The 26,098-nt window shown below is 70.3% G+C and carries 24 protein-coding genes; 8 read left to right on the forward strand and 16 right to left on the reverse strand.

The window, feature by feature from the left end:
• The first annotated feature begins 44 nt into the window (after positions 1–44).
• Both ABZU43_RS16050 and ABZU43_RS16055 read left to right on the forward strand, forming a co-directional pair.
• Complete coding sequence (locus ABZU43_RS16050; protein WP_355007268.1) at positions 45–911, forward strand: helix-turn-helix transcriptional regulator; 867 nt, start codon at positions 45–47, stop codon at positions 909–911.
• Positions 904–1,101, forward strand: coding sequence for a DUF397 domain-containing protein (locus ABZU43_RS16055; RefSeq protein ID WP_355007269.1), 198 nt, complete (start codon positions 904–906; stop codon positions 1,099–1,101). The genes ABZU43_RS16050 and ABZU43_RS16055 overlap by 8 nt, the downstream gene beginning before the upstream one ends.
• A 226-nt stretch (positions 1,102–1,327) precedes the next feature.
• Here ABZU43_RS16055 and ABZU43_RS16060 read toward each other — a convergent pair whose 3' ends face one another.
• Positions 1,328–1,789: a hypothetical protein gene (locus ABZU43_RS16060; RefSeq protein ID WP_355007270.1), complete on the reverse strand. Its 462-nt coding sequence runs from the start codon at positions 1,787–1,789 to the stop codon at positions 1,328–1,330.
• A gap of 470 nt (positions 1,790–2,259) precedes the next feature.
• On the opposite strand from ABZU43_RS16060, the gene ABZU43_RS16065 reads away from it, so the two are divergent.
• Both ABZU43_RS16065 and ABZU43_RS16070 read left to right on the forward strand, forming a co-directional pair.
• Entirely contained in the window at positions 2,260–3,723 is a 1,464-nt protein-coding gene (locus ABZU43_RS16065; protein WP_355007271.1) for a hypothetical protein, read from the forward strand.
• A gap of 210 nt (positions 3,724–3,933) precedes the next feature.
• Complete coding sequence (locus tag ABZU43_RS16070) at positions 3,934–4,560, forward strand: DUF402 domain-containing protein (RefSeq protein WP_355007272.1); 627 nt, start codon at positions 3,934–3,936, stop codon at positions 4,558–4,560.
• Between the two features lie 12 nt (positions 4,561–4,572).
• Here the strand turns inward: ABZU43_RS16070 and ABZU43_RS16075 are convergent, their stop codons facing one another.
• On the reverse strand, positions 4,573–5,565 hold the full coding sequence (locus ABZU43_RS16075) for a helix-turn-helix domain-containing protein (protein WP_355007273.1): 993 nt from the start codon (positions 5,563–5,565) through the stop codon (positions 4,573–4,575).
• Positions 5,566–5,817: 252 nt separating this feature from the next.
• Here ABZU43_RS16075 and ABZU43_RS16080 point away from each other — a divergent pair, with 252 nt between their 5' ends.
• Positions 5,818–6,846: a peptidoglycan-binding protein gene (locus ABZU43_RS16080; RefSeq protein ID WP_355007274.1), complete on the forward strand. Its 1,029-nt coding sequence runs from the start codon at positions 5,818–5,820 to the stop codon at positions 6,844–6,846.
• A gap of 55 nt (positions 6,847–6,901) precedes the next feature.
• Here the strand turns inward: ABZU43_RS16080 and ABZU43_RS16085 are convergent, their stop codons facing one another.
• The 8 genes from ABZU43_RS16085 to ABZU43_RS16120 all read right to left on the reverse strand — a co-directional run bounded on the left by ABZU43_RS16085 (position 6,902) and on the right by ABZU43_RS16120 (position 15,101).
• A complete protein-coding gene (locus ABZU43_RS16085; protein ID WP_355007275.1) occupies positions 6,902–8,695 on the reverse strand; it encodes a carbohydrate binding domain-containing protein in 1,794 nt (597 codons plus the stop codon).
• Between the two features lie 178 nt (positions 8,696–8,873).
• Positions 8,874–9,935 (reverse strand): ABC transporter permease, encoded by a 1,062-nt coding sequence (locus ABZU43_RS16090; RefSeq protein WP_355007276.1) that lies wholly within the window; start codon positions 9,933–9,935, stop codon positions 8,874–8,876.
• On the reverse strand, positions 9,932–10,825 hold the full coding sequence (locus tag ABZU43_RS16095; protein ID WP_355007277.1) for an ATP-binding cassette domain-containing protein: 894 nt from the start codon (positions 10,823–10,825) through the stop codon (positions 9,932–9,934). Before ABZU43_RS16095 ends, ABZU43_RS16090 begins: the two co-directional genes overlap by 4 nt.
• A gap of 80 nt (positions 10,826–10,905) precedes the next feature.
• Positions 10,906–11,622: a response regulator transcription factor gene (locus ABZU43_RS16100; protein WP_355007278.1), complete on the reverse strand. Its 717-nt coding sequence runs from the start codon at positions 11,620–11,622 to the stop codon at positions 10,906–10,908.
• Positions 11,619–12,956: a sensor histidine kinase gene (locus ABZU43_RS16105; protein WP_355007279.1), complete on the reverse strand. Its 1,338-nt coding sequence runs from the start codon at positions 12,954–12,956 to the stop codon at positions 11,619–11,621. The genes ABZU43_RS16100 and ABZU43_RS16105 overlap by 4 nt, the downstream gene beginning before the upstream one ends.
• Before the next feature lie 122 nt (positions 12,957–13,078).
• Complete coding sequence (locus ABZU43_RS16110) at positions 13,079–14,029, reverse strand: permease prefix domain 1-containing protein (RefSeq protein WP_355007280.1); 951 nt, start codon at positions 14,027–14,029, stop codon at positions 13,079–13,081.
• A complete protein-coding gene (locus ABZU43_RS16115; protein ID WP_124862757.1) occupies positions 14,026–14,367 on the reverse strand; it encodes a PadR family transcriptional regulator in 342 nt (113 codons plus the stop codon). Before ABZU43_RS16115 ends, ABZU43_RS16110 begins: the two co-directional genes overlap by 4 nt.
• Before the next feature lie 131 nt (positions 14,368–14,498).
• Entirely contained in the window at positions 14,499–15,101 is a 603-nt protein-coding gene (locus ABZU43_RS16120) for a hypothetical protein (RefSeq protein WP_355007281.1), read from the reverse strand.
• A gap of 120 nt (positions 15,102–15,221) precedes the next feature.
• On the opposite strand from ABZU43_RS16120, the gene ABZU43_RS16125 reads away from it, so the two are divergent.
• Positions 15,222–16,676, forward strand: coding sequence for a serine/threonine-protein kinase (locus tag ABZU43_RS16125; RefSeq protein ID WP_355007282.1), 1,455 nt, complete (start codon positions 15,222–15,224; stop codon positions 16,674–16,676).
• Positions 16,677–16,732: 56 nt separating this feature from the next.
• Positions 16,733–17,908: a low temperature requirement protein A gene (locus ABZU43_RS16130; protein WP_355007283.1), complete on the forward strand. Its 1,176-nt coding sequence runs from the start codon at positions 16,733–16,735 to the stop codon at positions 17,906–17,908.
• A 25-nt stretch (positions 17,909–17,933) separates the two neighbouring features.
• On the opposite strand, the gene ABZU43_RS16135 is transcribed toward ABZU43_RS16130, so the two are convergent.
• The 3 genes from ABZU43_RS16135 to ABZU43_RS16145 form a co-directional block, all read right to left on the reverse strand.
• Positions 17,934–18,497: a hypothetical protein gene (locus ABZU43_RS16135; RefSeq protein WP_355007284.1), complete on the reverse strand. Its 564-nt coding sequence runs from the start codon at positions 18,495–18,497 to the stop codon at positions 17,934–17,936.
• A gap of 37 nt (positions 18,498–18,534) precedes the next feature.
• Positions 18,535–19,080, reverse strand: a complete 546-nt coding sequence (locus ABZU43_RS16140) for an RNA polymerase sigma factor (RefSeq protein WP_355007285.1) — start codon at positions 19,078–19,080, stop codon at positions 18,535–18,537.
• A 98-nt stretch (positions 19,081–19,178) separates the two neighbouring features.
• Complete coding sequence (locus ABZU43_RS16145; RefSeq protein ID WP_355007286.1) at positions 19,179–19,799, reverse strand: L-threonylcarbamoyladenylate synthase; 621 nt, start codon at positions 19,797–19,799, stop codon at positions 19,179–19,181.
• Positions 19,800–19,943: 144 nt separating this feature from the next.
• On the opposite strand from ABZU43_RS16145, the gene dnaE reads away from it, so the two are divergent.
• Positions 19,944–23,474 carry a DNA polymerase III subunit alpha gene (gene dnaE / locus ABZU43_RS16150; RefSeq protein ID WP_355007287.1) on the forward strand — a complete coding sequence of 1,177 codons (3,531 nt, stop codon included), beginning with the start codon at positions 19,944–19,946 and terminating at the stop codon, positions 23,472–23,474.
• 44 nt (positions 23,475–23,518) lie between these two features.
• On the opposite strand, the gene abc-f is transcribed toward dnaE, so the two are convergent.
• The 3 genes from abc-f to ABZU43_RS16165 form a co-directional block, all read right to left on the reverse strand.
• A complete protein-coding gene (abc-f, locus tag ABZU43_RS16155; RefSeq protein WP_355007288.1) occupies positions 23,519–25,156 on the reverse strand; it encodes a ribosomal protection-like ABC-F family protein in 1,638 nt (545 codons plus the stop codon).
• 288 nt (positions 25,157–25,444) lie between these two features.
• Positions 25,445–25,849: a type II toxin-antitoxin system VapC family toxin gene (locus tag ABZU43_RS16160; protein WP_355007289.1), complete on the reverse strand. Its 405-nt coding sequence runs from the start codon at positions 25,847–25,849 to the stop codon at positions 25,445–25,447.
• A complete protein-coding gene (locus ABZU43_RS16165; RefSeq protein WP_355007290.1) occupies positions 25,846–26,046 on the reverse strand; it encodes a hypothetical protein in 201 nt (66 codons plus the stop codon). Before ABZU43_RS16165 ends, ABZU43_RS16160 begins: the two co-directional genes overlap by 4 nt.
• Positions 26,047–26,098 lie beyond the last annotated feature (52 nt).

Raw genomic sequence — 26,098 nt, forward strand, 5'->3', positions numbered from 1 at the left:
AAGCCCGATGACGCGTCAGGATGAGACGAGGAAGATGGTGGCCGATGAGTGAAGTCGGTTCGACCGTGCCGCGCCGGGAGCTAGGTCGGTTGCTGCGGCAGGCCAGGGAGCAAGCCGGCATCGGGCTCGAGGCTGCCGCCTCCAACCTGGAATGGTCCCGCGCGAAGATGTACCGCATCGAGTCCGGCCAGACACCCATGCGTGCCTTGGACGTCGACCAGATGTGCCGGCTTTACGGGGCGTCACCAGAGATGACGGAAGTCCTAGTCAGCCTCGCCAAGGAGTCCAAAAGCAAGGGCTGGTATCACGCCTACGGGGAGATCATCCCTAGATGGTTTGAACTGTACGTAGGGCTTGAGTCGGCGGCTAGTTACATCCGGACCTACGAACACGCGCTGGTGCCAGGGCTGTTGCAGACATCTGAGTACGCCGCTGCGGTTATCCGTAGCAGGCAGGGTGTCTCTGACGAGGACGTAGCCAAGCTCGTTGGGCTCAGGACGGAACGTCAGCGGCTTCTTGTCAGGAAGCATCCTGCGGCACCCGGCCTAGAGGTGATCATCGAGGAGGCGCTACTACACAAGCTGGTACCCACCATGCCCAAACAGATAGATCGACTGCTGTTGGCGAGTGAGGCGCCCAATGTGTCCGTCAGGCTTCTGCCGATAGCCCAGAAGCTGAACAGGGCAGCCATAGCGGGGAGTTTCGTCGTGCTGGACTTCCCGACCAAGGGTGCCCGGTCGGCCGAGCCAACAACCGTCTACAGCGAAGGCCTGTCAGGCGCGTTGTATCTTGACCGTCTTGATGAGGTCAGGGCATACGCCGAGGTGTGGAACACGCTGAAGGAACAGGCTCTCAGCCTGGAGGACTCATGCAAGCTGATGCAAGAGATCAAGGAGAGGCACCATGGCTGATCTGACTGGCGCTACCTGGCGCAAGAGCACCAAGAGCAGTGATCAGGGCAACTGCGTTGAGGTGGCTGACAACCTTGCTGGTGTCGTCGGTGTGCGAGACAGCAAGGATATCGAGGGTCCGGCCCTGGTGTTCGGCCCGGCACAGTGGCAAGACTTCGTGGCTGGCGTTCGTGCGGATGCCCTGAGCTGACGTCACCTCCCGAGGTGGCAACCAAGGTGCTCCTGCTGGCACTCCGCATACGGGAAGGGAGTCTTCTTCCGCGGGAAGGCTCCCTTTTTGGCCGAGGGCAGAGAGGTTTTCGCTCGCCATCCACATGCGTGAACGTTTTCATGCCTGGCTCGGTGCAGCGGTAGCAGGTCATCTCTTCTGCTTAAAGACGGTGTAGATTTGACCGCCGGGCGGGCGGTCGCGTCGGCTACTCGCCTATGCGATCCGCCGATACGCGTTCCCGCTGCACTACCCACATCGCGTAGCACCCGATGGCCGGTGCAAGTGCGAGAAACCAGCCGAACGCCCCCTGATCTTGCAAGCCTCCATACTGCACCCGCGGCGTCTCCGCCCATTCCGTGACCTGAGTTGCCCACCATCGGATCATCAGCAGGGACAACACCGTCACAGCGAGCCCGCTCGTCCACTTGGCCAAGCCGGCAAGTCGGTCGAGTGATGCCGCGAACACGGCGATCGCCAGATACGGCAGCCCGAGGACCGTGCCGACGTGCAGTAGGAGTAGCCACCAGTCGTCGAAGGTCCTGGTCGGTGCCCAGGCGAGGGTCAAGGCGATCGTCAACGGGATCGCAACGGCGAGTGCCACGCGGGGCGCAAGGCATGCGTAGTTCCGAGGCGACTGTGCCGAGTGGTTGACTTCTGGTGTTTCCACGATGACTAACGGTAGGGTCTGCCCGGGCGCGCACCATTCAGCGACGCGCGGTCACGGTCCGTGACTTGTCTGCCCGGTGCTGGGGGTTGCACCGATCCAGTCGCTCTCGGGTACCTCGTTGTTCAGGCATGGCCAGTACGAACTCTGCGGTCGACTTATTGACGGGACCACGAGGACCGTGCGCGCCTGCGGCGGTCTAAACAGTTGTTTGTCGGTGTTCGGGGCACCGGGTAGCCGCAACGCTCGTTAGGCAGGTGCACGGTTCGGTAGGCATCCCCGGGTCCGACAATCCGTGCCATCGGGCGGGGTTGCTTTCCAAGTGACGCGCTGGTGGCCACAGGGCACGAGAGGGTTACGAACGATCGCGCGGCAGTTACGTGTGCGGGTTGTTCGCGTTGGTCACAGGGCGGGCGTCTGATGTTGCCCCCGTCGATGCAGCGCGTCCGCGAGGCCTAGAAGCGGGGGACGAGATGCTGACCGTGTCGGTGGCGATCGGCCTGGCCATCCAGGCGACGTCAGTCGTGGTGGTGCACCTCGCGATCCGCGGTGACTGGATGCGTCGACCGGGTGCGTTGATGTTGCTCGTCGCGGTGCTGTTCCACGGTGTCACCGAGGTCATGCAGTCGCTCTGGCCGGGCCGGAACTTCTATCGCGCCTACGTTGATCAGGATGTGATCGACGATTGGGTGCTGCTCGTGTCTGGGGCCATGGCCGTGTACGCGTGCACGTACGCCCTTATCGTGCGGCAACCCCCGTTCAGGCCGACCTCGCACGCGAAACCGGAGCCTGGGCTGGACGGGCTGCGGTTGCCATGGCTGCTGCTCCTGGCCGTGCCGCTGCTCGTCGCGACGTGGCAGGGCAAAGGGGCTGTGCAACCGTTGGCGCCGATCAACGCGGATGAGGACATCCCAGAGCGCGGCGGAGTCCTCGTCGATCTAGCCGGGGAGTTCCTGGTACCGGTCATAGCGATCTTGGGCGCGGTGGTGTTGGTGCGATGGGGGACGCGGTGGCTGATACCGGTTCTCATTGCCGAGAGCGCTCTGCTCGCGATGGCAGGCACCCGCGCGATGATCGTTTTCGCGGCGGTGTTGACCCTCGTCGGGGCGGCCCTGCACGGGGTGCGGCCGTCCCGCAAGCAGGTCGCGGTGCTCGTGGTGACGGTGGCCGCGTTCACCGCCCTCATCTCCAGCTCGCGGGCGGTTGCCGGCCGGGAGGCCTTCGACGCCGGCCAGGGTGGCGGTGAACGGCTGGAAGCGCTCATCGACGGGGCTGGAAAGCTACACACGGCGAAGAGCCGAGACGCGATCCTCGACGACGTGGTGTACCGGTTCGACGGCAATGTGTTCGGCGCAATGGTGTATGACAGCCTGCGCGGCTCCGGGCAACCCGTGGGGTTGGCGACGGTCGGCAACAACCTCGCCATGCTGGTACCCAGCGTTCTCGCCCCGAACAAAGTCGGGGGACGCAGCTTGGAACAGCGGTCCGAAGAGGCATACATCGACCAAGCGCACGGGTTGAGCCAGCACGTCGACTGGCTGCCCACAATCCTCGGCACCGGAGTCGCCTACTACGGCGCGGTCGGGCTGATCCTCGTCGCCCTGCTCCTCGGCCTGGGGGTAGGAGTTGCGGAGCGGTTCGCGCTTAGCTCGCGCAGCACCACCCGGGTGGTGCTCACCATCGGTCTCGGACAGTGCGCTTTGCTGTACGGGTCAGGACCACAATCGGTGATTACCACGCTGAGGATGGTCGTCGCAATCGCCGTAGTCATGTCCGGGTTGGCATGGCTGGGCCGGCGTCGGAGCGCACACGGCGGTTCGGACCTGGTGGGACCGTTGCAGTGGATGGCCCCGGGTCAGCGTCCAAAGTCAGGCGGCCTGCACAGTGATCGGCAGTCCCGGTTCGATGGCACTCGACATGCTGAAGCCCGCCGGTAACGCGCCGGTCGACGCATGCTGTGGCGGGGATCTCCACCGGTCGGTGCTTCAGGTGCCAACTGCCTGCCTTTAGCGACGACAAGGACAACGGCTTGCGGATCATGCTTGGGCGTGGACTGAACCTCAGTGCCCTGGCACGTAAGGCAGGGTGGACGCCGTGACATCGTGTCGGTCCTGACGTCACCGAGCCCTCGGTGGGAGAGTGCGGATGTGGAAGTGGTGGCGGACCGGTTCTCGCCCGGCGACACGGTGGTGCGGCGTGAGGTGCTGCGGGGTGAGGTCTGGTTCGGCTGCCCGACGATCTGCGTCGAGGATTCGCCTGACCTGCTCGCCCTCTTCCTTCCACCAGGGGCCGAGTTCGGCTACCCGGACACCGGCGTCTTCCCCTGCGGGCGGCACCCGTGGGAGGCCGCCGGGCACCGCTCCTGGTCCGGGCACGGCAAGCTGATGCTGCAACGCCCCGGTGAGGCGCACTCGATCGACGTGTTCTGGGCCGGGCCGGCGCGCGACTTCGCCGGCTGGTACTTCAACCTCCAGGACCCGGTGCGGCGTACCCCGATCGGGGTGGACACCCTGGACCACGAGCTGGACCTGTGGTGGGCCGCGGACGCCGACCGGTACGTCTGGAAGGACGTGGAGCTGTTCGCCCAGCGCCTCGTCGAGGGGCGCTACCCGGGCATGGCGGACACCATCCAGGCCGAGGGTGACCGGATCGCTGCCCTGCTCGACGCCGGTGAGCGCTGGTGGGACCGGTCGTGGGCCACCTGGCAGCCGGACCCGGCCTGGACGGCGCCCCCGCTGCCCGCCGGCTGGGATCAGGTGCCACCCGCGCGGTGAGCGGCGGCGACGTCAGTTCCCGGGCAGCGCTTTGACCAGGAACACCTGATCCGGGCCGCCGGTGCACGGCTCGACCAGCGCCGCGTTTGCCACGTCGTTGTCGTCGTCGCGCAGGCCGACGCACAACTCGCTCCGGTCGGGCCGGATCCGGTACGCGTCGGGGTTCGCTCCGGTCGGTTCGAAGTGGAACACCTGCGTCGGCCTGTTCGCGTTGCAGTCCTCCGCGTTCCAGGGTTCGAGGAAGTTCCGGCCGGGATCTTCCTCGCGGATGGTGAGGCAGCCCTTCCCCAGCACCGGGTGGACCCAGTGGATGAAGAACATTCCGTCGGCCACCGGTACCAGCGAGGTGTCCGGTGGGGTGGCCTCCGTGCAGGGCCGCTGGACCGCTATCTCCTTCGTGTACTGGCCGGTGCGGTCGCGGCCCTCGGTGAGGCAGAGGTGCGGGCTGCGGGCAGGGCTGATCTGGCTGAGCCCCGCGCCCGGCGAACGGGCACCGTCAGCCGCCGACGCGGTCGGATCGGTGGCGTGGGCGGTCTTCCCCTGTTCGTCGTCGCGTCGTTCGATCCAGAAGCCCACGCCGAGCGTGGCCAGCAGGGCGACGACGAGCAGCGCCACCGGCGCGGGCCGCGCGAACCAGCGTGGGCGGGCCGGGCCGGAGTGCTCCGGGGCCACCGTCGTGACCGGGTCGACCGGAGGCGGGTCCGCCGCCGGGGACGGCGGGGCCAACTGACCCGCCGCGAGGCGGTGCCGGGCCCGTAGCCACGTCTCGACCTGTTCTCCCGCGCCGCACGCCCGCACGAACGCGGCCACCACCTCGGGGCGTGGCAGTGTGGACCGCCGCAGGATGTCCGCCGCGGTGCTGCGCGCCAGGACGTCGCCTGTCGACGCGGCACGCTGTTCCAGTTGTCGGTAGGTGAGGCCCGACCGGTCCTTGAGCTGGCGCAGCATCTCGACGAATTCGGCCGGGTCGGACGCGTCGTCCGGGCGTAGCTCCCCCGTGGTCATCGCCCGATTCTCCAGACACCGCGGACGCGAGGGCAAATCAGGTCGCGGTGACTGTCCGACATGGTCGGACAGGATCCGGACAAGCCGCTGTGAGCTGCCCGGACATCCCAGCGCGGTGACCAGGGCATTGTCCTGGCCGGCCGGGTTACCTAGCGTCGTTGTCGATGGCCGCGCCGCTGACCGGTGTACGGCCGAGCGGCTCGCGCCGGCACGGGTTCGGGCTGGACCACACCAACCACACGGGGAGATCCGATGGATGACGCTGTCCGGGATCCGGTGCCGCAGGCGGCCACGGCGGGGGAGTACGTGGCGTTGCTCAGGGAGGTTCGGCGGCGTTCCGGTCTGACCTATCGGGAACTGGCCCGGCAGGCCTCGGCGGCCGGGCACTGGCTGCCGCCGAGCACCCTCGCGACGATGCTGGGGCGGACGACGCTGCCCCGGGAACGCACCGTCGTCGCGTTGCTGGCCGCCTGCGGCACCCCTGCGGTCGAGGTCGACAGGTGGCTGGAGGCACGGCGGGACCTCGAAGCTCGCCTCAGCGAGCACTGTCGAGGAGAGGGCGACGCGCAACGGACCCCTGCCGGCCCGTCCACCGCCGTCGCGGCGGACCTCCGCCCGAGCGTCGGCTCGGTTCCGCCGCGACCCCAAGCGCCCTGGCCGGCCCGTCGCTGGCTTCGGCTGGCGCTGCTGGCGGTGCTCGGCGTCCTGACGGTCGGGGCGACCGGGGCGCTGCGACCTCTCACCCCTTCCACAGTCGACAGTTCGTCGACGGTCGGCTGCCCGGAGGTGCTGCGCCAGGGCATGTACGGCCCCTGCGTGCTGAGCCTCCAGGAACATCTGGTGGCCGACGGACTCACTGTCCCGGTCGACGGCTGGTTCGGCCCGGACACCACCAGCCGGGTGATGGTGTTCCAGGCGTTTGGCGGCCTGCCGGTCAGTGGCACGGCGGACGAGCGGTTGTTCGACGAGTTGGCGGGCGATCGCACGGTGCCCGCCACCTGGTCGGAGGACCGGATCGGCAAACACCTGCGGCGGACGTTCCCGGAGGACCCGGCCGGGGCGGTGCGGGTGGCGCGCTGCCTGTCCGGCCTGGACCCCTACCGGGTGGAGGTCGTCGAGGACGGGTCGCGCCGCTGGGGGTTGTTCCAGTTCAGCGACATGGAGGTGTCCCGGTTCGGCGTCGACCGCCAGACGGCGCTGGACGCGGCGTGGAACATCAGGGCGGCACGGGAGCTCTGGTCCCGTACCGGCGACTTCGGCCACTGGAACTGCGCTTCCTAGCTGTCACGCGTGCCGCTCCCCGTCCGGTCCTCATGAACCGGACGGGGAGCCCCCGTTACGGCCGCAGGCGGTTGGCGAAGACGTACGCGCCCACCGAGCGGCCGGTGGCGAGGCCGGCGTCCGCGTCGAAGCGATAGTGCACGCCGAGGTAGATCCGGCTCAGCGCGTTCTCCTCGGCGGCGTGGTCGAAGCCGGTCATGTGCCGCACCACGCCCACGGCGTGCGGGTCGTCCGTCGTGGCGTCGAAGGCGATCGCATCGGTGCCGAAGAACCTCTTCATCACCGCCGACCAGGCCCCCGCGAAGGTGGCGTGCCCGGAGATGTAGGCCGGGAACGCCGGGGTGTACGGCACCCCCTCGCGGGTCTTCGACAGCGGCTGCCAACCGGGGCCCTCCATCGCCTCGATCGCCGTCACCGGCCGCCACAGGTCGATGGGCGTCTGGTACTTGGCGTCCCAGGCGGCGATGGCGGCGTCGGCGAGGGCGAGGGCCACCAGCCCGAAGAGCCGGGCGTTGGCGAGGATGCCGAGCTGACGCTGCTCCGACACGATCCGGGTGTGCGAGAAGAGTTGACCCGGTGGCTTGTAGGTGCCTCCCAGGTCGTTGGCCCAGAAGAACGCGATCTGCGTCTGCTCGGGTGTCCGCACCGACGACGTCCGACCGCCGTAGTCACGGATCTCCTGCACCTGGGTGCGGTACTCCTGCTTGCCGAGCAGGTCGGCGTACCCGGTGGCGCCGGCCGGTAGGCCGGGCCGGAACTGCCGGCCCGAGGTGAGCGCGAACGGGGTCACCAGTCCCCAGTTCGGGCTGACCGCCGCCTTGCCGTTTGTCGGCCGCCACGCGCCGGGCACGTTCTCCTGCACCGGGTAGGCGGTGGAGTTGTCGAATCCGTCGTTGGCGCGGGCCTGGAGGTTGGCGGCGGCCGCCGCCGCACCGACGGTGTCACCACGGGCGACCTCGGCGGCGTTCACCCCGGACGGTCGGCGCGCGACAGCGGCGGCGAGGGCCGCGGAGTAGGACTGGCCCTGACCGCCGTACAGGGCGGTCAGCACGTCGTACGCGGCCCGGTCGATGGCGGCGTGCACTGATGGCGCAACGACGTTGTCCATGGTGCCGGGGTAGCTGACCGGCACTCGTACCCGGTAGGGGTTGCCGACCCCGGTGACCGAGACGGCGGCGTCGTGCATCGCCGCGTGCAGGATGGCGGCCTCGCGCGACGAGGAGGTGGGTGGCAGGTCCAGCGCCTTGTAGGTGGCCAGCAGGACACCGTTCCAGTACAGGATCGGGTCGGTGGCCGGGTTCGCGGCCAGCGGGGTGAGCGAGATGTTGTCCAACCGGACCGTCGAGGCGCTCTGGCCGCCGAAGTGGAACAGCAGCACCGCCTTCGGGTCGCCGAACGGGGACACGAAGTCGAAGGTGAAGCGGCTCATCGAGGACGTCAGCGTGACGTTCTGGTCGACGGCGGAGGTGAAGGGCGTGTCCGCCCGGGAGACCGAGACGCGCAGGGAGCGGCTGACGTCGGCCGAGGCGTCGAACTGCAACCGGTACGCCTGCGCGGCCGTCACCCCGAACTCGAAGTGACCGACCAGGTCCTCCCAGACGGGTTTGCCCACTGTGGCGCTGGTGCGGACGCGTAGTTGCCCGGCGTTGACAGTGGTGCTGGTCGAGGCGAGCCGGGTCCACCAGGGCTGAGTGCTGCCGGTGTCGAACGTGCCGTTGAGGATGAGGTCGCCCGCAGCGGCGGCGGCCGGCGCGGGGCGGACGAGGGCGGTGAGGGTGCTGGCGAGCGCGACAGCGAGCACGACGCTGAGCAGACGACGGAGTTGCCGTGCGGTGATCGGTGGGGACATCGGGAGCCTTTCCGGTCCGGAAACCGGCGACGACCAGGTCGTTGCCGTGAGGATCGGCTCAACGTAGGAGTGTTCACGCTGTTCACGGCCTCCGAACAGCGCTCGGCACGGTGCCGTACGGCAGCGGGCGCCGGCATCCGATCAGGACACCGACGCCCGGGCGGGGCGGACCGCTGGCTCAGCCGATCGTCTCCCGCTCCCGCCAGGCGGTGCGCAGCGAGGTCCGGCCGTTGGTGCGCAGGAGTGACCCCTCGTACACCCGGGCCCCGGCGAGGAGGAACGCACCGGCGGCGAGCACCAGGAGGAGCAGCGAGACGATCGGCTCCCAGCCGGCCGCGTCGCCGGTGAAGAGCCGCAACGGCATGGCCGTGGGCGACGAGAACGGCAGGTAGGACAGCACGCGCATCGCTGTGGCGTTGTCGTTCAGGAAGATCACCGCGAAGAACGGCAGCATGACGGCGAGCTGCACCGGCGTCGAGACGGCGGCGATGTCCTCCTGCCGGTTGGCCAGTGCGCCGGCCGCGGCCCACATGGCGGCGAGCAGCACGAAACCGATCAGGAAGAACGGTACGAACCAGCCGATCGCCGGGGCGAGCAGGCTGAGCAGACCTCCGCTGTCGCCGATCTGCAGCCCGAGCACCGCCACCAGCGCGATCAGGGCGATCTGCGCGAACGCAAGGATGGCCCCGGCCACCACCTTTCCGGCGAGCAGGGCCCGGACCGGCACGGCGGCGACCAGGATCTCCACGATCCGGGTCTGCTTCTCCTCGATGACGCTCTGCGCGATCTGCACACCGAACGTCTGCGAGGTGATGAAGAAGACGAACGCGAAGACGAACGGCACCAGGAACGCCACCACCGGATCGACAGCGTCCGGGTCGAGCAGGCGGACGGTCGGCTGGGTGCTCAGGGCCCTCACCACGTCGTCGGGGGCTTCGTCCATGGCCAGGACGGCCGGTCCGGTGACCACCGCGGCGTCCACGTCGTCGTCGCGGACGGCCTGCTCGGCGGCCCGGTCATCGGAGACGACCCGGACTTCCAGCCCGGCGGCGCGCAGCGGCGCGGCCAGGCTCTCGGTCACCGCCACTGTGGACGGCCCGCCGGAGAACAGCGGCGGCAGGATGGTGCCGGCCGCGGCGATCAACAGGAAGAACAGCGTGCCGAACAGGAAGGTGCGGTCGCGCAGCTTGACCCGGATCTCGCGTTCGGCGACCAACCGGGTGGCCTGGGTGACGTTCACTGGGTGACCTCTCGGAAGATCTCGGTGAGCGAGGGGCTGACCGGGCGGAAGGCGCGGACCGGGCCGCGCGCGAGGGCGGCCCGCAGCACGGGCTGTTCGTCGGTACCGGCCGGCAGGTCGAAGACCACCCGCGCCCCGTCCAACTCGACCACTGTCACACCGGGGTGGTCGCGTACCCAGCCGGCGTCGTGTTCCACGACCAGCTCGAAGCGGGGCACCGTGTACGAGTCGCGCAGCTGCTGCCGGCTGCCGGCGGCCCGGATCACCCCGTCCCCGATGATCACCAGGTCGTCGCAGAGGCGCTCCACCACGTCGAGCTGGTGACTGGAGAAGAGCACCGGCGCGCCGGCCGAAGCCCGTTCCCGCAGCACGGCCACGACGGTCTCCACGGCCAGCGGGTCGAGGCCGGAGAACGGCTCGTCGAGCACCAGCACCTCGGGGTCGTGGACCAGCGCGGCGGCGATCTGGGCCCGCTGCTGGTTGCCCAGCGACAGCGTCTCCAGCAGGTCGTCACCGCGCTCGCCGAGCCCGACCCGGTCCAGCAGCGCGTCGGTGGAACGTCGTGCTGCGGCGGCGTCCAGCCCGTGCAGCCGGCCCAGGTAGGTCACCTGCTCGCGGGTGGTCATCTTCGGGTAGAGGCCCCGCTCCTCCGGCATGTAGCCGAAGCGCCGGCGGTCCTGCGGGGTCAGCGTGGTGCCGCCCCAGCTCACCTCGCCCGCGTCGGGGGCGAGCACACCCAGGATGATCCGCATGGTGGTGGTCTTGCCGGCGCCGTTGGCGCCCACGAAACCGGTCATCCGGCCGGCGGACACCTCGAAGGACACGTTCCTGAGCACCTGACGGTCGCCGAAGCTGCGGTCGACGCCGTCGAGGCGAAGCGTTCTGGTCACGCACACACGCTAGATCGATCACGCCGCCGTGCCGTCCGCCCGGCGGGTGAGCGGGCGGGTCCACCTCGCGGCGGACGCCGTCACCCGCCCGGGCGGACCACCCCGTTCTCGTACGCGAACACCACTGCCTGCACCCGGTCGCGCAGGCCGAGCTTGGCCAGTACCCGACTCACGTGCGTCTTCACCGTCGCCTCGCCCAGGTGGATGGCCGCGGCGATCTCCGCGTTGCTCGACCCGGCGGCGAGCAGCATCAGCACCTCCCGTTCGCGCGGGGTCAGCCCGGCCAGCGCGGCATCGGCCTCGGGACCCCGGTGGGCGGTGCCCGCCGGGTCGCCGGGTCGGGCGAAGGTGGAGATCACCCGGCGGGTGATCTCCGGGGCGAGCAGACCGTCGCCCCTGGCCAGCACCCGGATGGCCTCGATCAGCTCCTCCGGCGTGCCGTTCTTGAGCAGGAAGCCGCTGGCCCCGGCCCGCAGCGCCGCGAACAGGTAGTCGTCGCGGTCGAAGGTGGTGAGGATCAGCACCGCTGGCGCCCCGGGGCCGTCGGCGACGATCTGCCGGGTGGCCTCCAGGCCGTCCATCCCGGGCATCTCCACATCCATGAGTACGACGTCGGGGCGGGTGGCTCGGGTCATGGTGACGGCCCGCTCGCCGTCGGCGGCCTCACCGACCACCTCGATGTCGTCCTCCACCTCCAGGATGACCCGGAAGCCGGTACGGACGAGGTGCTGGTCGTCGGCGAGCAGCACCCGCACCGTCGGCCCGGCGTCAAGCGCCTGCTGGGCTGCCGCGCTCATGCCGACGGCTCCGCGCCGGCTGCCGCCTGCTGCCTGTCGCTCGGCTCCCGCTGTAGGCCCACCGGTCGGTCCGGCGACGCCGCCAGGGGGAAGCGGGCGCGTACCCGCCAGCCGCCGCCGGCCCGTGGCCCGGCCTCCAGGTCGCCGTCGTGGGCGGTGACCCGTTCGCGCATGCCGATCAGGCCCAATCCGTCGGTGTCGGCCCGCCCGCCGCCCCGCCCGTCGTCGGTCACGTCGACCTCCACCTCCCGGGCCAGGTACCGGACCCGCACGTCGAGCAGGGCCGCCTCGGCGTGCTTCAAAGTGTTGGTCACCGCCTCCTGCGTCACCCGGTAAGCCGTCTGGGAGACCGATTCGGGCAACGCGACCGGGTCGCCGTACACCCCGAGGGTGGCCGTCAGCCCGGCGGCCCGAGCCCGCTCGACCAGCTCGTCGATCCGTTCGACGCCGCCGGCCGGCGGCGTCGCGGCGTCGGTGCCGGCGGAGGTCCGCAGCACGCCGAGCATCCGACGCAGCTCGTCGACGGCGGTGCGGGCGCTCTGCTCGATGGCGGTCAGCGCGGTGCGGGCCTTGCCCGGGTCGCGGTCGAACACCCGGCGGCAGGCGGATGCCTGCACGCCCATCACCGACACGTGGTGGGCGACCACGTCGTGCAGCTCGCGGGCGATCCGGACCCGTTCGCCGAGCACCGCCCGCTCCCGGGCCTCGGCCTGCGACCGGCGCAGGTCCTCGGCCTGGGCGCGCAGCTCGTGCTCGCGGCGCGCGGCCACCCACGCGGTCTCGCCGAAGAAGTACCCGAAACCGAAGACCAGCACGTTGAGCAGCACGCCGGTGACCATCGCGGCGAGCACCGGTGGCACCGGTCCGACCGCGTCGGCGAAGGCATCCGCCGGGATGTGGTCGATCATCACCGCGTAGTAGACACCGAGCCAGGCGAACATCGTGGCGATCACGCCGATCCGCAGCCGGCGGGACAGTTGGCGGTCCTGCCCCCACGCGCCGACGGTGTAGAGGGCGCAGAACAGGGCCCACGAGGAGAACTGGGTCTCCGGGGCCGAGCGGGCCTGGGCGGCGATGAACGCCACCGCGACGACCAGCAGGGTCGCGGTCGGCCAGCGTCGTCGCCAGATCAGCGGGAGAGTCACCGCGACGGTCCAGAACAGCTGCTCCGGCCCGGACGGCGGTGGGCCCAGGAGGAACGCGCCGGTGCTGCGGGCCAGGGTCAGACTGACCAACGCCAGCCCGGTCATCCCCAGGCCGATCCAGAGGTCGTTGCGGCGCTGCTCCGCCGTCGGGCCCGGGCGACGCCATTCCTCTCGCGGTGCCACGCTCATCCGGGAACGATGCCACGCCGCCCACCAGGCCCGTCGACCGGGAGGGCTCGTGCCGGTCCGGTCGCGTCGACGGGCGGCGGCCCGGCGCGGGGTACGCGCCGGGCCGCCGTCTCCGGTGTCGCTCACGCGGTCGTCTGAGCGCGGGTCTTCCGGGCCGTGTCGATCAGGTCCCAGACCACGATCGCGGCCGCGCCCACGGCGATGGCCAGGCCGATGCCGTCCCGGTTGTCGGCCTCCGCCACCCAGGTCAGGCGCTCGGCCAGGGCCGGGTTGAGCAGGCGGTCGGAGAGCGCGAGCCAGGCCAGCGGCACCGCGAACGCCAGGTCGAGCAGCACCTTCGTGCCGAACAGCGCCCAGGTCCAGCGGCCGATCCGGTACTTCACGACCTCGAAGACCACACTGAGTGCCAGCACGCCGATCAGCGCCGGCAGCCAGAACGACCACAGGGCCGGGTCGAGGATCGCGATGTTCTCGCCGTCGGTGTCGCTCACCCAGGAGTGGTAGTGCTGGAGCGGCAGGTACGCGATGGTCAGCACCAACATGATCACCGATGCGATGGTGTCGGCGAGGGGGATGCCTCGTCGTACCGGCGCGTCGGGCAACTGGTCGACAGTCCACTCCGGCAGGTCCACGGCCGTCTGGTTGCGCTCGATGATGGCGAAGGTCACTGTGAGCCAGAAGGCGATCTGCACAGCCACCTGTATTGCTGCGACGATGCCGGGCCCGACGGCGCCGAAACCCTTCCCTTCCGCCGCCTCGACCACCGTGACGATCGTGCCGACGAGCGCCGGGATGAAGCTGAGCAGCAGCTTCAGCAGCCGCAGCCAGAGCAGGTAGTAGGTCGGACCGATGAGCTGCAATCGACGGTCGGCGTACCGGGCGGCCAGCACGTCGGGGTTGCCCAGCTCGGTGAGCACCTCCCGCTCGGCGGTGGTGGCGTCCTGCCCGCCATCGGTCCGGCCCTCGATCATGTCGTCGATGGAGGCCCGCAGCTCGTTGGCGATCTCGTCGCGGCGCTGGGCGGGCACCGATCGCAGGGTGGCGGCGAGGTAGCGGTCGGTCAGGGTGTTCATCGTTCCACTCCTTGGATCAGCCCGGTGATGGAGGTCTGCACGGCGGCGAGGTCGTCGAGGAGCCGGTTCAGCATCGACTCGCCCTCGTCGCTGGTCCGGTAGAACTTGCGCGGTCGGCTCTCTTCGGTGTTCCACTCGCTGGTCAGCAGCCCCTGGTCCTCCAGGCGGCGCAGCAGCGGGTAGAGGGTGTTGGCGTCGACCGGGAAGCCGTGGTCGCTGAGCCGTTGCAGCAGTGCGTAGCCGTAGTCCGGTCGGCGCAGCGCGACCAGGCTGGCCACCACGACGGTGCCTCGACGCAACTCCTGTAGGTGCGTCCGTAGAACGTCCTCGCTAACCATGTGTCACACCATACTGTGTGCCACACAGTGTTGTCTAGGCCAATAACATCGTGTCCGCCTCACCTTCCCTTCGGGTCCATACGACGTACGGGGCGCCCGGTCGACACCGGACGCCCCGTACCTGGGAAAAGTCAGCAAGTCGCGCCCTGCCGGAAGTTCCGCTCGACGAAGCTGGCCGGGCCGACCTGGAAGTAACCCACGCCCGGCCGGATCGGGTGCCCGGTGAACAGCTCCACCCGCGACCCCACCCGCACCAGGTACGCCTCGGCGTCTCCCGCGTCGTTGCGGATCAGCGAGCCCCGCCGCCCGTAGATGTCCTCCAGCTCGGCGAAGGTCATGCCGACCGCCGCTCCGGCGGGGGAGTAGGGCGGTGCGGTGGCCGTACCGACCTCCACGAGCCGCCCGTCACGGAAGGCCAGCAGGATCACGCCCGCCCAGGAACCGGTCGCGCCGGCGTGCACCACAGTGCCGCAGGACGGCGCGGTCCAGTCGATGTGCCCGTTCGCGGTGAGCGCGGCCAGGCTGGCGCCGATGCGGTACACGCCGACGCCGTCGACGCTGAGCACCTGCGGGTGGCTGTGCCCGACGGCGACGGCGAGCGGACCACGGGCCGAGGCGGGCGCGGCGTCGCCGGCCAGAGGCGCCGCTGCCGCCGCCGGGCCAGCGACGGCCGCCGCAACGAGCGTGCCGAGCGCCAGCACGGCGGTGGTGACGAGGATCGGGGGACGTTTCATGGTGGCTCCTTCGGTGATGGGACTCCTGCCCTGTTAGTCACCGCGCGGGGGCCAACGGTTCGTCACCTTCCGGCTCGGCCCGGTCTACCGTGCAGAGAGACGCCCGCCGGAGGTGACACGGTGACGGCTCCACTGCGGATCGGGCCCTACGCCATCGAGCGACTGCTCGGCGTCGGTTCGTTCGCGACGGTGTGGTTGGGCTACGACCGGGCGCTCGACGCGCACGTGGCGATCAAGGTGCTGGCCGAGAACTGGAGCCATGACCTGCGGGTGCGGGAGCGCTTCCTCGACGAGGCCCGGTTGCTACGGCGGTTGGAGCACGAGCGGCTGATCCGGGTGCACGCCGTCGGTGAGCTGCCCGACGGCCGCCCGTACGCGGTCCTGGCCTGGGCGGACGGAGGCAGCCTGCGGGACCGGCTGGCTGCCGGCGAGATCCCCGCGCCAGCGGCGCTGCGCCTGCTCGGCGAGGTCTGCGCCGGGGTCTCCGTGCTGCACCGGCACGGCGTCGTGCACCGCGATCTCACCCCGGGCAACATCCTGTTCCGTGCCGCCGGCCCCGGCGGCACGGAACAGGTGCTGATCGCCGACCTCGGCCTCGCCAAGGCGCTCGCCGCCGCCTCGGGCCTGACCGCCCGCGCCGGTACCCCGGGTTACATGGCCCCCGAGCAGGACGATCCGGGCGCTGTGGTCGACACCCGTGCCGACGTGTACGGGCTCGGGCGGCTCGGCGTCCGACTGCTCGCCGCGGGCCCGTCGCACGCGAACCCGTCCGGACCCGAATCGGCTGGCCGCGCCCCGGAGATCCGACTACGGGAGGACGTGCCTCCGGCGGTCGCGGCGGTGCTCGCCCGGGCCACCGCCCACCACCCGGCCGACCGCTACCCCGACGCCGCGACCCTGCACGCCGCGTTGACCCGCGCGAGCACCCCGGTGGGACGGCCGGTCGCGTCGACCGGTGGGAGTGGCCCGGCGGGGCCGGCTACGGCGACCGGTCCGGTGCGGCACCAACCTCGGCCGGGCCGCCTCTGCCGGTTGCAGCGGGCCGGGGCCGCTGTGGTGGCCGTAGCCGCGCTGGGTGCGGTGGGTGCCGAACCAGGCGCCACCGGGTCGGCTCGGCAGGTCGGCGGCACGTACACGACCGGGCCGCTGACCGTGGCGCTGCCGCCCGGCTGGTCGGCGGCGGGTGCCACCTGGGCCGGTCAGTACGGCACCGACGGCGAACCCGAACCGGCCCTGGTGCTGTCGCCGCAACCGCGCCGGTGGGCCGCCGACCCTCGCCTGCCCGGCGCGTTCGTCGGCCTCTCCACCGCCACGGCGGCCCGCACCACCCCGGCCGGGTTCCTGGCCGAGCGCACGCACGGCGACTGCACGCCCGCGCCGCCCCGCGCCACCCGGCAGGCCGGCGTCGAGTGGACCGTGGTGGCGTACCGCTGCGACCAGGGCCGGCCGCGCATCGTCGAGTCGGCCGCCCTGCACCCCGGCGGCGCTGCACTGGTGTACGTGCAGATCACGCCACCGCTGGACACCGACACCGCGTTCGTGGACACCCTGCTGGCCGGAGTGCGAGTGCGCTGACCGCCCGCTGCGAGAAAAGGCCCCGACGAGGTGTCCTGCGGTGTGAGGCTGTCAGCGTGAGGGAGGACCCGCGTCGGCCGCTGACCCGGGTGAAGGGCGGGCCGCAGCGTGCCGACCTGCTGGAGCTCTTCTTCGACCTCGCCTTCGTCGCGAGTCTGACCCTGGTCTCGCGGAAGATGGCCGCCGAGCAGAGCTGGACCGGCCTCGGTCAGGCGCTGCTCCTCCTGTCGACGCTCTGGGCGGTGTGGGTGACCACGACGCTGATCACCGACACCTACAGCCCGCGCAGGCGGCCGATTCCGTACCTGATCCTCGGCATCATGTTCGGCGTCATGCTGATGTCCGCCGCACTGCCGACGGCCTTCAGCGACCACGGTCTGGTCTTCGGTGGGGCCTGGGCCGCGATAAACCTGGGCCGAGGGCTGGTGCTCGTCCGGTCACAGCACGGTGGGCAGGGGCGGGAGCGCTCCCTCCGTGCCCTGGTCTGGTCCCTCAGCGCGGGGGCCCTCTGGGTGGTGGGCGGTGTGCTGGCCGACCCCGGCTGGCGCCTCGGTGTGTGGCTCGCCGCACTGGCCGTCGACTACGTCGGGTTCGGGTTCCGCTTCCCCGTCCCCGGCCGGCCGGCCCTGCCGCAGTACGAGGTGTCGCCGGAGCACCTCGCCGAGCGGTACCAGCAGATTTACACCCTCACCCTGGGCGAACTCGTCCTGGTCACCGTCCTCAGCCTGAGCCATGCGCCCTTCACGCCGGACCGGATAGCCGCCTTCGGCACCGCGTTCCTGACGGCCGTGGTGCTGTGGTGGAGCTACGCGGGAGGAGCGGGGGCGACCCTGCGTACCGCCATCGAGGCGTCACCGCACCGGGCCCGGCTGGTGCAGACCAACCCGTACGCCCACTGGTTGATGGTGGCGGGTGTGGTCAGCACGGCGGCCAGCGTCGAGCGGGTCGTCGCGGAGCCCGGTGAACCCCCTGGCAGTGTCATGACGGCGCTCATGCTGGGCGGCACCTGCCTGTTCCTCTGCGGTCGGGCGTTCCTGGAGCACGAGGTCTACGGGCGGGCGGCGCTGTCCCACGTCCTCGGCGTGGCCGCCACCGTCGTCCTCGCGCCGCTCGCCGCGCACCTGCCCGGGCTGGTACTGGGGGTGGCGGCCGCTTTGGTGCTCTCCGGTGTGGCGCTCGGCGAACTGCTCCGCAGGCGACGCCGACCCACCCCGGCGTCGGTGACCCCCTGACGCCAGCCTGCACCAGAGCCGACGCTCAGCGGACCACCACGGTGATGGTGTGCGCGCGGTCGTCCTGGGGGATCGTGACGGCGACGGTGCCGGGTCGGACGAACCGGATGTCCACCACCCCGGCCTCGTAGTGCTGCGAGACCAGATCCGGCCGGTCGACGGTGACCAGACCGGGCCCGATGCCCTGGATCCGCAGCACCGCGCCGGTGGCGAAACAGAGCGAACGCAGTAGCTCCAGCTCGGTCTCTGCCAGCGGTAGGTCGTAGCGGACCGCGCCCTGACAACTGCTGGTCGGCGTCGTCGGTGGCGAGGTCGGCCGCTGGGGCGTACCCCGGGTTCTCACCGGCGGGGGCGGCACCGGTAGGGGCGGCCCGATGGTCGACGGTGCCCGCGAGGGCGACCGGCTGGTACCGGGCGTCACCGATGGCGTGGGCGTCGACGCCACCACCGGCGACGCCACCACCGACGGCGACGGCGACGGCGGCTGTACGGGCAGCGGCGAGACCGCGTCGCTGCCGCAGGCGGCGACCGACACGGTGGCCGCGAACGCGGTGACCGCGCGGCCGACGGCCCGGCGGAGCGCAACCACCCGACCTCCCCTCCGATGCCACAGCCGTCTCGCTGACTCAGCCCGCGTCGGCGCCGAGCCGTTGCCGGACCTGGTGGCGGGCCAGGTGCAACCGGGACTTCACAGTGCCCACGGGCACGTCGAGCAGTTCGGCGATCTCGGGATAGCTCAGCCCGAGAACGTCGCGCAGGGCCACCACCTCGGCGAGGTCGGGGCGGACGGCGTCGAAGGCGTCGAGCAGGTCGAGGCGGGTGCCGGCGACCACGCTCGTCCGTCGGGGGTCGGCCCGGTCGGGCAGCGGTACGCCGCCGGCCTCCAACCGCCAGCGGCGGCGCAGTGTGCGGTACGTCGAGCGAGCCCGGTTGGCGGCGAGCCGGTGCAGCCAGGTACGGAACGAGGAGCGTCCCTCGAAACGGGTGATGCCGTTGGCCAGGGCCAGGAGGGTGTCCTGGCAGGCTTCCTCGGCGTCCTCCCGGTTGGGCAGGAACCGGGCGCACAGCCGCAGCGCCTCGGGGCGTACCGCGAGCAGCAGGGCGTCCAGGGCGGCCGGGTCGCCGTGCGCGGCGGACCGGGCCAGGGCGTCGATGTCGTCCGCGTCGGGCATGCCGGGTGTCCAATGCTCGCCGGTGCCGATCCCCGAGCGTACGACCGGTGACGCCGCGGTGGCCCCGTAGCGTCCGGCACCCGACGCGAACCGGCGCCCTACTCGAAGCGGGACACGTCCCCGGCTCCCCGGCGCAGGACTTCCGGCTCGGGCCCGGACAGGTCGATCACGCTCGTCGGCTCGCTGCCGCAGTCGCCCGCGTCGAGCACCGCGTCGAGCTGGTGGTCGAGCCGTTCCTTGATTTCCCAGCCCTGGGTCATCGGCTCGTCGTCGCCGGGCAGGACCAGGGTGCTGGACACCAGCGGTTCGGCCAACTCGGCCAGCAGCGCCTGGGTGACTGTGTGCCGGGGGACCCGCACGCCAACGGTCCGCTTCTTCGGGTGCAGCATCCGGCGGGGCACCTCCCGTGTGGCCGGCAGGATGAAGGTGTAGCTGCCCGGGGTGGACGCCTTCACGAGGCGGAAGACCGCGTTGCTGATCTGGACGAACTGACCGAGCTGCGCGAAGTCGTGGCAGACCAGCGTGAAGTGGTGCCGGTCGTCGAGGTGCCGGATCTGCCGGATCCGGTCCAGCCCGTCCTGGTTGCCCAGTTGGGTGCCGAGCGCGTAGCACGAGTCCGTCGGATAGGCCACCAGCCCACCACCGCGGATCAGGTCGGCGACCTGGCCGATGACCCGGGGCTGCGGGTTCTCCGGGTGCACGTCGTAGTACCTCGCCATCCTCCGAGACTAGGCGCACGCGGGTTGGATCAGGAGACGAGGGCCACCCTCGGCGCGGACGGTGGAGCCGCCGAGATCACCTCGGTAGGGTAGGTCCCGGTCGGCTCCGACCAACAAGATCCACACCGCCGGGGGGCGCCACGCATGGCTGATTCGTTCGCGCATCTGCACGTGCACACCGAGTACTCGATGCTCGACGGAGCGGCCCGACTGAAGGACCTGTTCGCCGAGGCCAAGCGGCTGGGCATGTCCGCCGTGGCGATCACCGACCACGGCAACATGCACGGTGCGAACGACTTCTACAACCAGGCGATGGCCGCCGGGATCACCCCGATCCTGGGCGTCGAGGCGTACGTGGCGCCGGAGTCGCGCTACCACAAGGCGCGGGTCAAGTGGGGTCGCCCGGAGCAGAAGAGCGACGACATCTCCGGTAACGGCGCGATCACCCACAAGACCATGTGGGCGAAGGACGCGAAGGGCCTGAAGAACCTCTTCACCCTCAACTCGCGCGCCTCCATGGAGGGGCACTACGTCAAGTGGCCCCGGATGGACATGGAGCTGATCGCCGAGCACGCCGAGGGGATCATGGCCACCACCGGCTGCCCGTCCGGCGCGGTGCAGACCCGGCTGCGGCTGGGCCAGTTCGACGAGGCCCTCAAGGTCGCCGCCAGCTACCAGGACATCTTCGGCAAGGACAACTACTTCCTGGAGATCATGGATCACGGCCTCTCCATCGAGAGCCGGGTCCGTGAGGGGCTCACCGAGATCGCCCGCAAACTGGACATCCCGCCGGTGGTCACCAACGACTCGCACTACACCCACGAGGCGCAGGCCACCGCCCACGACGTGCTGCTCTGCGTGCAGACCGGCAGCAACATCGACGACCCCAACCGGTTCCGGTTCGAGGGTGGCGGCTACTTCATCAAGAGCGCCGACCAGATGCGCGCTGTGGACTCGTCCGAGCTGTGGCAGGAGGGCTGCCGCAACACCCTGCTGGTCGCCGAGAAGGTCGACCCGAAGGGCATGTTCGAGTTCCACAACCTGATGCCGCGCTTCCCGGTGCCCGAGGGGGAGACCGAGGAGTCCTGGTTCCGCAAGGAGACCTTCGCCGGCCTGGGTCGCCGCTACCCGAACGGGATCCCCGAGGGGCACGTCGTCCAGGCGGAGTACGAGCTGGGCGTCATCAACCAGATGGGCTTTCCGTCCTACTTCCTGGTGGTCGCCGACTTCATCCAGTGGGCGAAGAACCAGGGCATCGCCGTGGGGCCGGGCCGTGGCTCGGCCGCCGGGTCGCTCGTCGCGTACGCGCTGGGCATCACCGACCTGGACCCGATCCAGCACGGCCTGATCTTCGAGCGGTTCCTCAACCCCGAGCGGGTCTCGATGCCGGATGTCGACATCGACTTCGACGAGCGTCGGCGCGGTGAGGTCATCAAGTACGTCACCGACAAGTGGGGCGAGGACAAGGTCGCCCAGATCGCCACCTTCGGCACGATCAAGGCGAAGGCCGCGATCAAGGACTCGGCTCGGGTCCTCGGTTTCCCGTACGCGGTCGGCGACCGGATCACCAAGGCGATGCCACCCGCGGTGATGGGCAAGGACATCCCGCTCACCGGCATCTTCGACAACAAGCACCCCCGCTACGCCGAGGCGGGCGAGATCCGCGGCCTGTACGACTCCGACCCGGACGTCCGCAAGGTGATCGACACGGCCAAGGGCATCGAGGGGCTGATCCGGCAGACCGGCGTGCACGCCGCCGGCGTCATCATGTCCGCCGAGCCGATCATCGAGCACATCCCGTTGACGCGCCGCGACGCCGACGGGGCGATCATCACGCAGTTCGACTACCCGACCTGCGAGTCGCTCGGGCTGCTGAAGATGGACTTCCTCGGCCTGCGCAACCTGACGATCATCGACGACGCGGTCAAGAACATCGAGCTGAACCACGGCCGCAAGCTCGACCTGCTGGGCCTGCCGCTGGACGACAAGGCCGCGTACGAGCTGCTGGCCCGCGGCGACACCCTGGGCGTGTTCCAGCTCGACGGCGGGCCGATGCGGTCACTGCTGCGGTTGATGAAGCCGGACAACTTCGAGGACATCTCCGCCGTCCTGGCCCTGTACCGACCCGGTCCGATGGGCGTCGACTCGCACACCAACTACGCGCTGCGCAAGAACGGCCTCCAGGAGATCACGCCGATCCACAGGGAGCTGGAGGAGCCGCTGCGGGAGATCCTGGCGCCCACCCACGGCCTGATCGTCTACCAGGAGCAGGTGCAGCGCGCCGCGCAGATCCTCGCCGGCTACACCCTCGGTCAGGCGGACCTGCTGCGCCGGGCCATGGGTAAGAAGAAGAAGGAGATCCTCGACAAGGAGTTCATCCCGTTCCGGGACGGCTGCCGCGAGCGCGGCTACTCCGACGAGGCGATCCAGGCGGTGTGGGACGTCCTGGTGCCGTTCGCCGGGTACGCCTTCAACAAGGCGCACTCCGCCGCGTACGGCCTGGTCTCCTACTGGACCGCGTACCTCAAGGCGCACTACCCGGCCGAGTACATGGCCGGGTTGCTGACCAGCGTCGGCGACGACAAGGACAAGATGGCGCTCTACCTGGCCGAGTGTCGCCGGATGCGCATCCAGGTGCTGCCACCGGACGTGAACACCTCGGCCGGGCCGTTCACCCCGGTCGGCAAGGACATCCGCTTCGGCCTGGCCGCCGTCCGCAACGTCGGGGCGAACGTGGTCGCCTCGATCATGCGCTGCCGGGAGGAGAAGGGCGAGTACGCCGACTTCTACGACTTCCTGTCCAAGGTGGACGCGGTGGTCTGCAACAAGAAGACGATCGAATCGCTGATCAAGGCGGGTGCGTTCGACTCCCTCGACCATCCCCGCAAGGGCCTGCTCGCGGTGCACGCCGACGCGATCGACGCGTACGCCGACGTCAAGCGCAAGGAGGCCGTCGGCCAGTACGACCTGTTCGGCGCCGGGTTCGGTGACGCCGACACCGGCAGCACCACTGTGATGCCGACCATCGGCGACAGCGAGTGGGACAAGCGCGACAAGCTGGCCTTCGAGCGGGAGATGCTCGGCCTGTACGTCTCCGACCACCCGCTGTTCGGTCTGGAGCACATCCTCAACGCGGCTGCCGACACCACCATCGCCTCCCTGGCCGAGGAGGGCGGGGTGCCCGACGGGGCGGTCGTCACCCTCGCCGGCATCCTCTCCGGGGTGCAGCGCCGGGTCACCAAGCAGGGCCGTGCCTGGGCATCGGCCACCCTGGAGGACCTGGCCGGTGGGGTGGAGGCGCTGTTCTTCCCCAACACCTACGAGGTGATCGGGCAGTACATCGCCGAGGACGCCATCGTGGTGGTCAAGGGTCGGGTGGACCGCCGCGACGACACGCCACGGATCATGGCGATGGACATGTCCATGCCGGACGTCAGCACCAGCGCCACGAACAAGCCGGTCACCCTCACCATCCCGGTGCACCGTTGCACACCACCGCTGGTGGAGAAACTCAAGGAAACCCTGGTGCTGCACCCCGGCGACACCGAGGTGCACGTCAAACTCCAGAACGGCGGGCGCACCACCACCCTGCGGCTGGGTCCGTTCCGGGTGGCGGCGACGACCGCGCTGATGGGTGACCTGAAGAGCGTCCTCGGCCCGGCCAACGTGAGCTGAGCCCGCATCGGTCCGGCCGGCCTGCGCCGGCCGGACCGCCGGGCTCAGACCCGCTCGGGGGCGCTGATCTCCCGCAGTTGGCCGTCGGCCAACCGCAGCCAACGCTGCACGCCGATCTCGGCGAGGAACCGTTCGTCGTGGCTGACCACCACGAACGCCCCCTGGTACGCCGACAGCGCGCTCTCCAGCTGACCCACGCTGACCAGGTCCAGGTTGTTTGTCGGCTCGTCGAGCAGCAGCAGTTGCGGCGCCGGCTCGGCACAGAGCACACAGGCGAGGGTGGCGCGCAGCCGTTCACCGCCGGACAGGACCCCGACCGGCAGGTTCACCCGGGCGCCCCGGAACAGGAACCGGGCGAGCAGGTTCATCCGCTTGGCGTCCGGCAGGCTCGGCGCGTACGCGGCGAAGTTCTCCGCCACCGTGCGGTCGAGGTCCAGCAGGTCCAGCCGCTGCGACAGGTACGCGATCCGTCCCTCGCCGCGCCTCAGCTCACCGCCGGACGGTTGCAGGTCGCCGTTGACCAGGCGCAGCAGGGTCGACTTGCCGACGCCGTTCGCCCCGGTCAGCGCGATCCGTTCCGGCCCCCGGATCACCAGGTCGGCGCCGTCGCCGCCGAACAACTCCCGGTCGTCGAAGTGGGCCCGCATCCCCTGGCCGGAGAAGACGGTGCGCCCGCCCGGGACTGTGGTGTCCGGCAGGTTCACGACGATCCGGTCCTCGTCGCGTACCGCCCGGCCCGCCTCGTCGAGTCGGGCCTTGGCCTGACCGAGCCGGGACGAGTGCGTCTCCTGCGCCTTGCCCGCCGACTCCTGTGCGCTGCGCTTGAGCCCACCAGCGACGATCCGGGCCAGGCCGGCGTTCTTCAGGTTCTTCGAGGCGTTGCTGGCCCGCCGGTCGGCCCGTTCGCGGGCCTGCTGCATCTCCCGCTTCTCCCGCTTCACCTCCTGCTCGGCGTTGCGCAGGTTGCTCTCGGCCACCTCCCGCGCCGCCTGCACCGCCTCCGTGTACGCGGTGAAGTTGCCCCCGTACCACCGGATCTCGCCCTGGTCCAGCTCAGCGATGCGGTCCATCCGGTCCAACAGTTCCCGGTCGTGGCTGACCAGCAGCAGGCACCCGGACCACTCGGTGAGGACGTCGTAGAGCTTGTGCCGGGCCTCCAGGTCCAGGTTGTTCGTCGGCTCGTCGAGCAGCAGCACGTCCGGGCGGCGCAGCAGTTGCGCCGCCAGACCGAGGGAGACCACCTGGCCGCCGCTGAGGGTGTGCAGCCGGCGGTCGAGCGACAGCTCACCCAGGCCGAGGCGGTCCAGCTCCGAGCGGGTGCGCTCCTCGATGTCCCAGTCGTCGCCGATGGTGGCGAAGTGCTCCTCGGCGGCGTCGCCGGCCTCAATGGCGTGCAGCGCGGCGATCCGCTCGGCGACGCCCAGCACCTGCGCCACGCTCAGGTCGCCGACCAGCGGCAACGTCTGCGGGAGGTAGCCGAGCACACCGTCGACGGTGACGCTGCCGCCGCTGGGCCGCAGATCCCCGGCGATCAGCCGCAGCAGGGTGCTCTTTCCGGCGCCGTTGGGCGCGACCAGGCCGGTGCGACCGCCCGGGACGGTGAAGGACAGCTCCGAGAAGACCGGGGTGTCATCCGGCCAGGAGAAGGAAAGGTTCGAGCAGACAATGAACGCATCAGACATGCGAGTGACCTCAGAGGGTGGGGTGGGCGCGCCTCAGCCGCCCGACGACAACGGGAACCGGTGGAACGACGACATGGCCCCGGCGGCTGCGCCGAACGCGCGCCGAACCGATGGCCGAACACATCCGGTCTCACCCGGAGATGTCGTCGTCACCCGCCATGTCTGGTCTCCCTGGTCGTACCACCAACCCAACCCGCCGAGTCTAACAACGGATCTCCGCCCCGCCACCGGGTTCCCGGCCTGCCACCGCCTTGCAGTACCGGGCAGCCACACTCGGAGCTGTCAAAGCTAGGAGACGTCGAAGAGACGTAGCCCGTCGTACTCGGCGAAGTCGGCGAAATCCTTGCCGTTGAAGGTGGCCAGCGGCAGCCGGTCGACCAGGCAGCAAGCCGCGATCCAGGAGTCGTTTGTCGGTCGGGGGCGTCCCCGGTGCTGAGCCCGCGCCTGAAGGTGCCCCCAGGTCACCGCCACCGCCTCGTCGAAGGGGAGCAGTACGATCCTCGAGCGCCACTGCGCGAGGTCAGCCAGCTTGCGCGGCCCCCAGCTTCGGAGCGCTGTCCACTTGGTCAGCTCTCCGAGCGTCACGAAGGTGATGCAGAGGGTCTTACCGGCCAGGCGGGCACGGAGACGTTCAGGTAGCCGCCCTCGGAGGATTGCCGATGCCACGTCGGTGTCCAGAACGACAAGGCTCATGCGGCGCCGGCCCGCCGAGAGGTGTACAGGTCGGCGAGAAACTCGTCCAATTCCTCGTCCGACTCGAACAGGCCCGGCCGGGCCAGGTCGTCCACGGAAGCGATCGGTCGAATGCCCTGACGGCGGGCCAACTCCTCGGCTGGCACGTGCTCGGCTGCCGGCCACTCGGGCATCCGCTCGGCGTTGCTCGACGTCACAGCTCACCTCCGGGAGTCGGTCCGTCGTCGATTCTCCCACTTCCAGGTCAAT

Source organism: Micromonospora sp. NPDC005205 (assembly GCF_040608275.1).
GTDB lineage: Bacteria > Actinomycetota > Actinomycetes > Mycobacteriales > Micromonosporaceae > Micromonospora.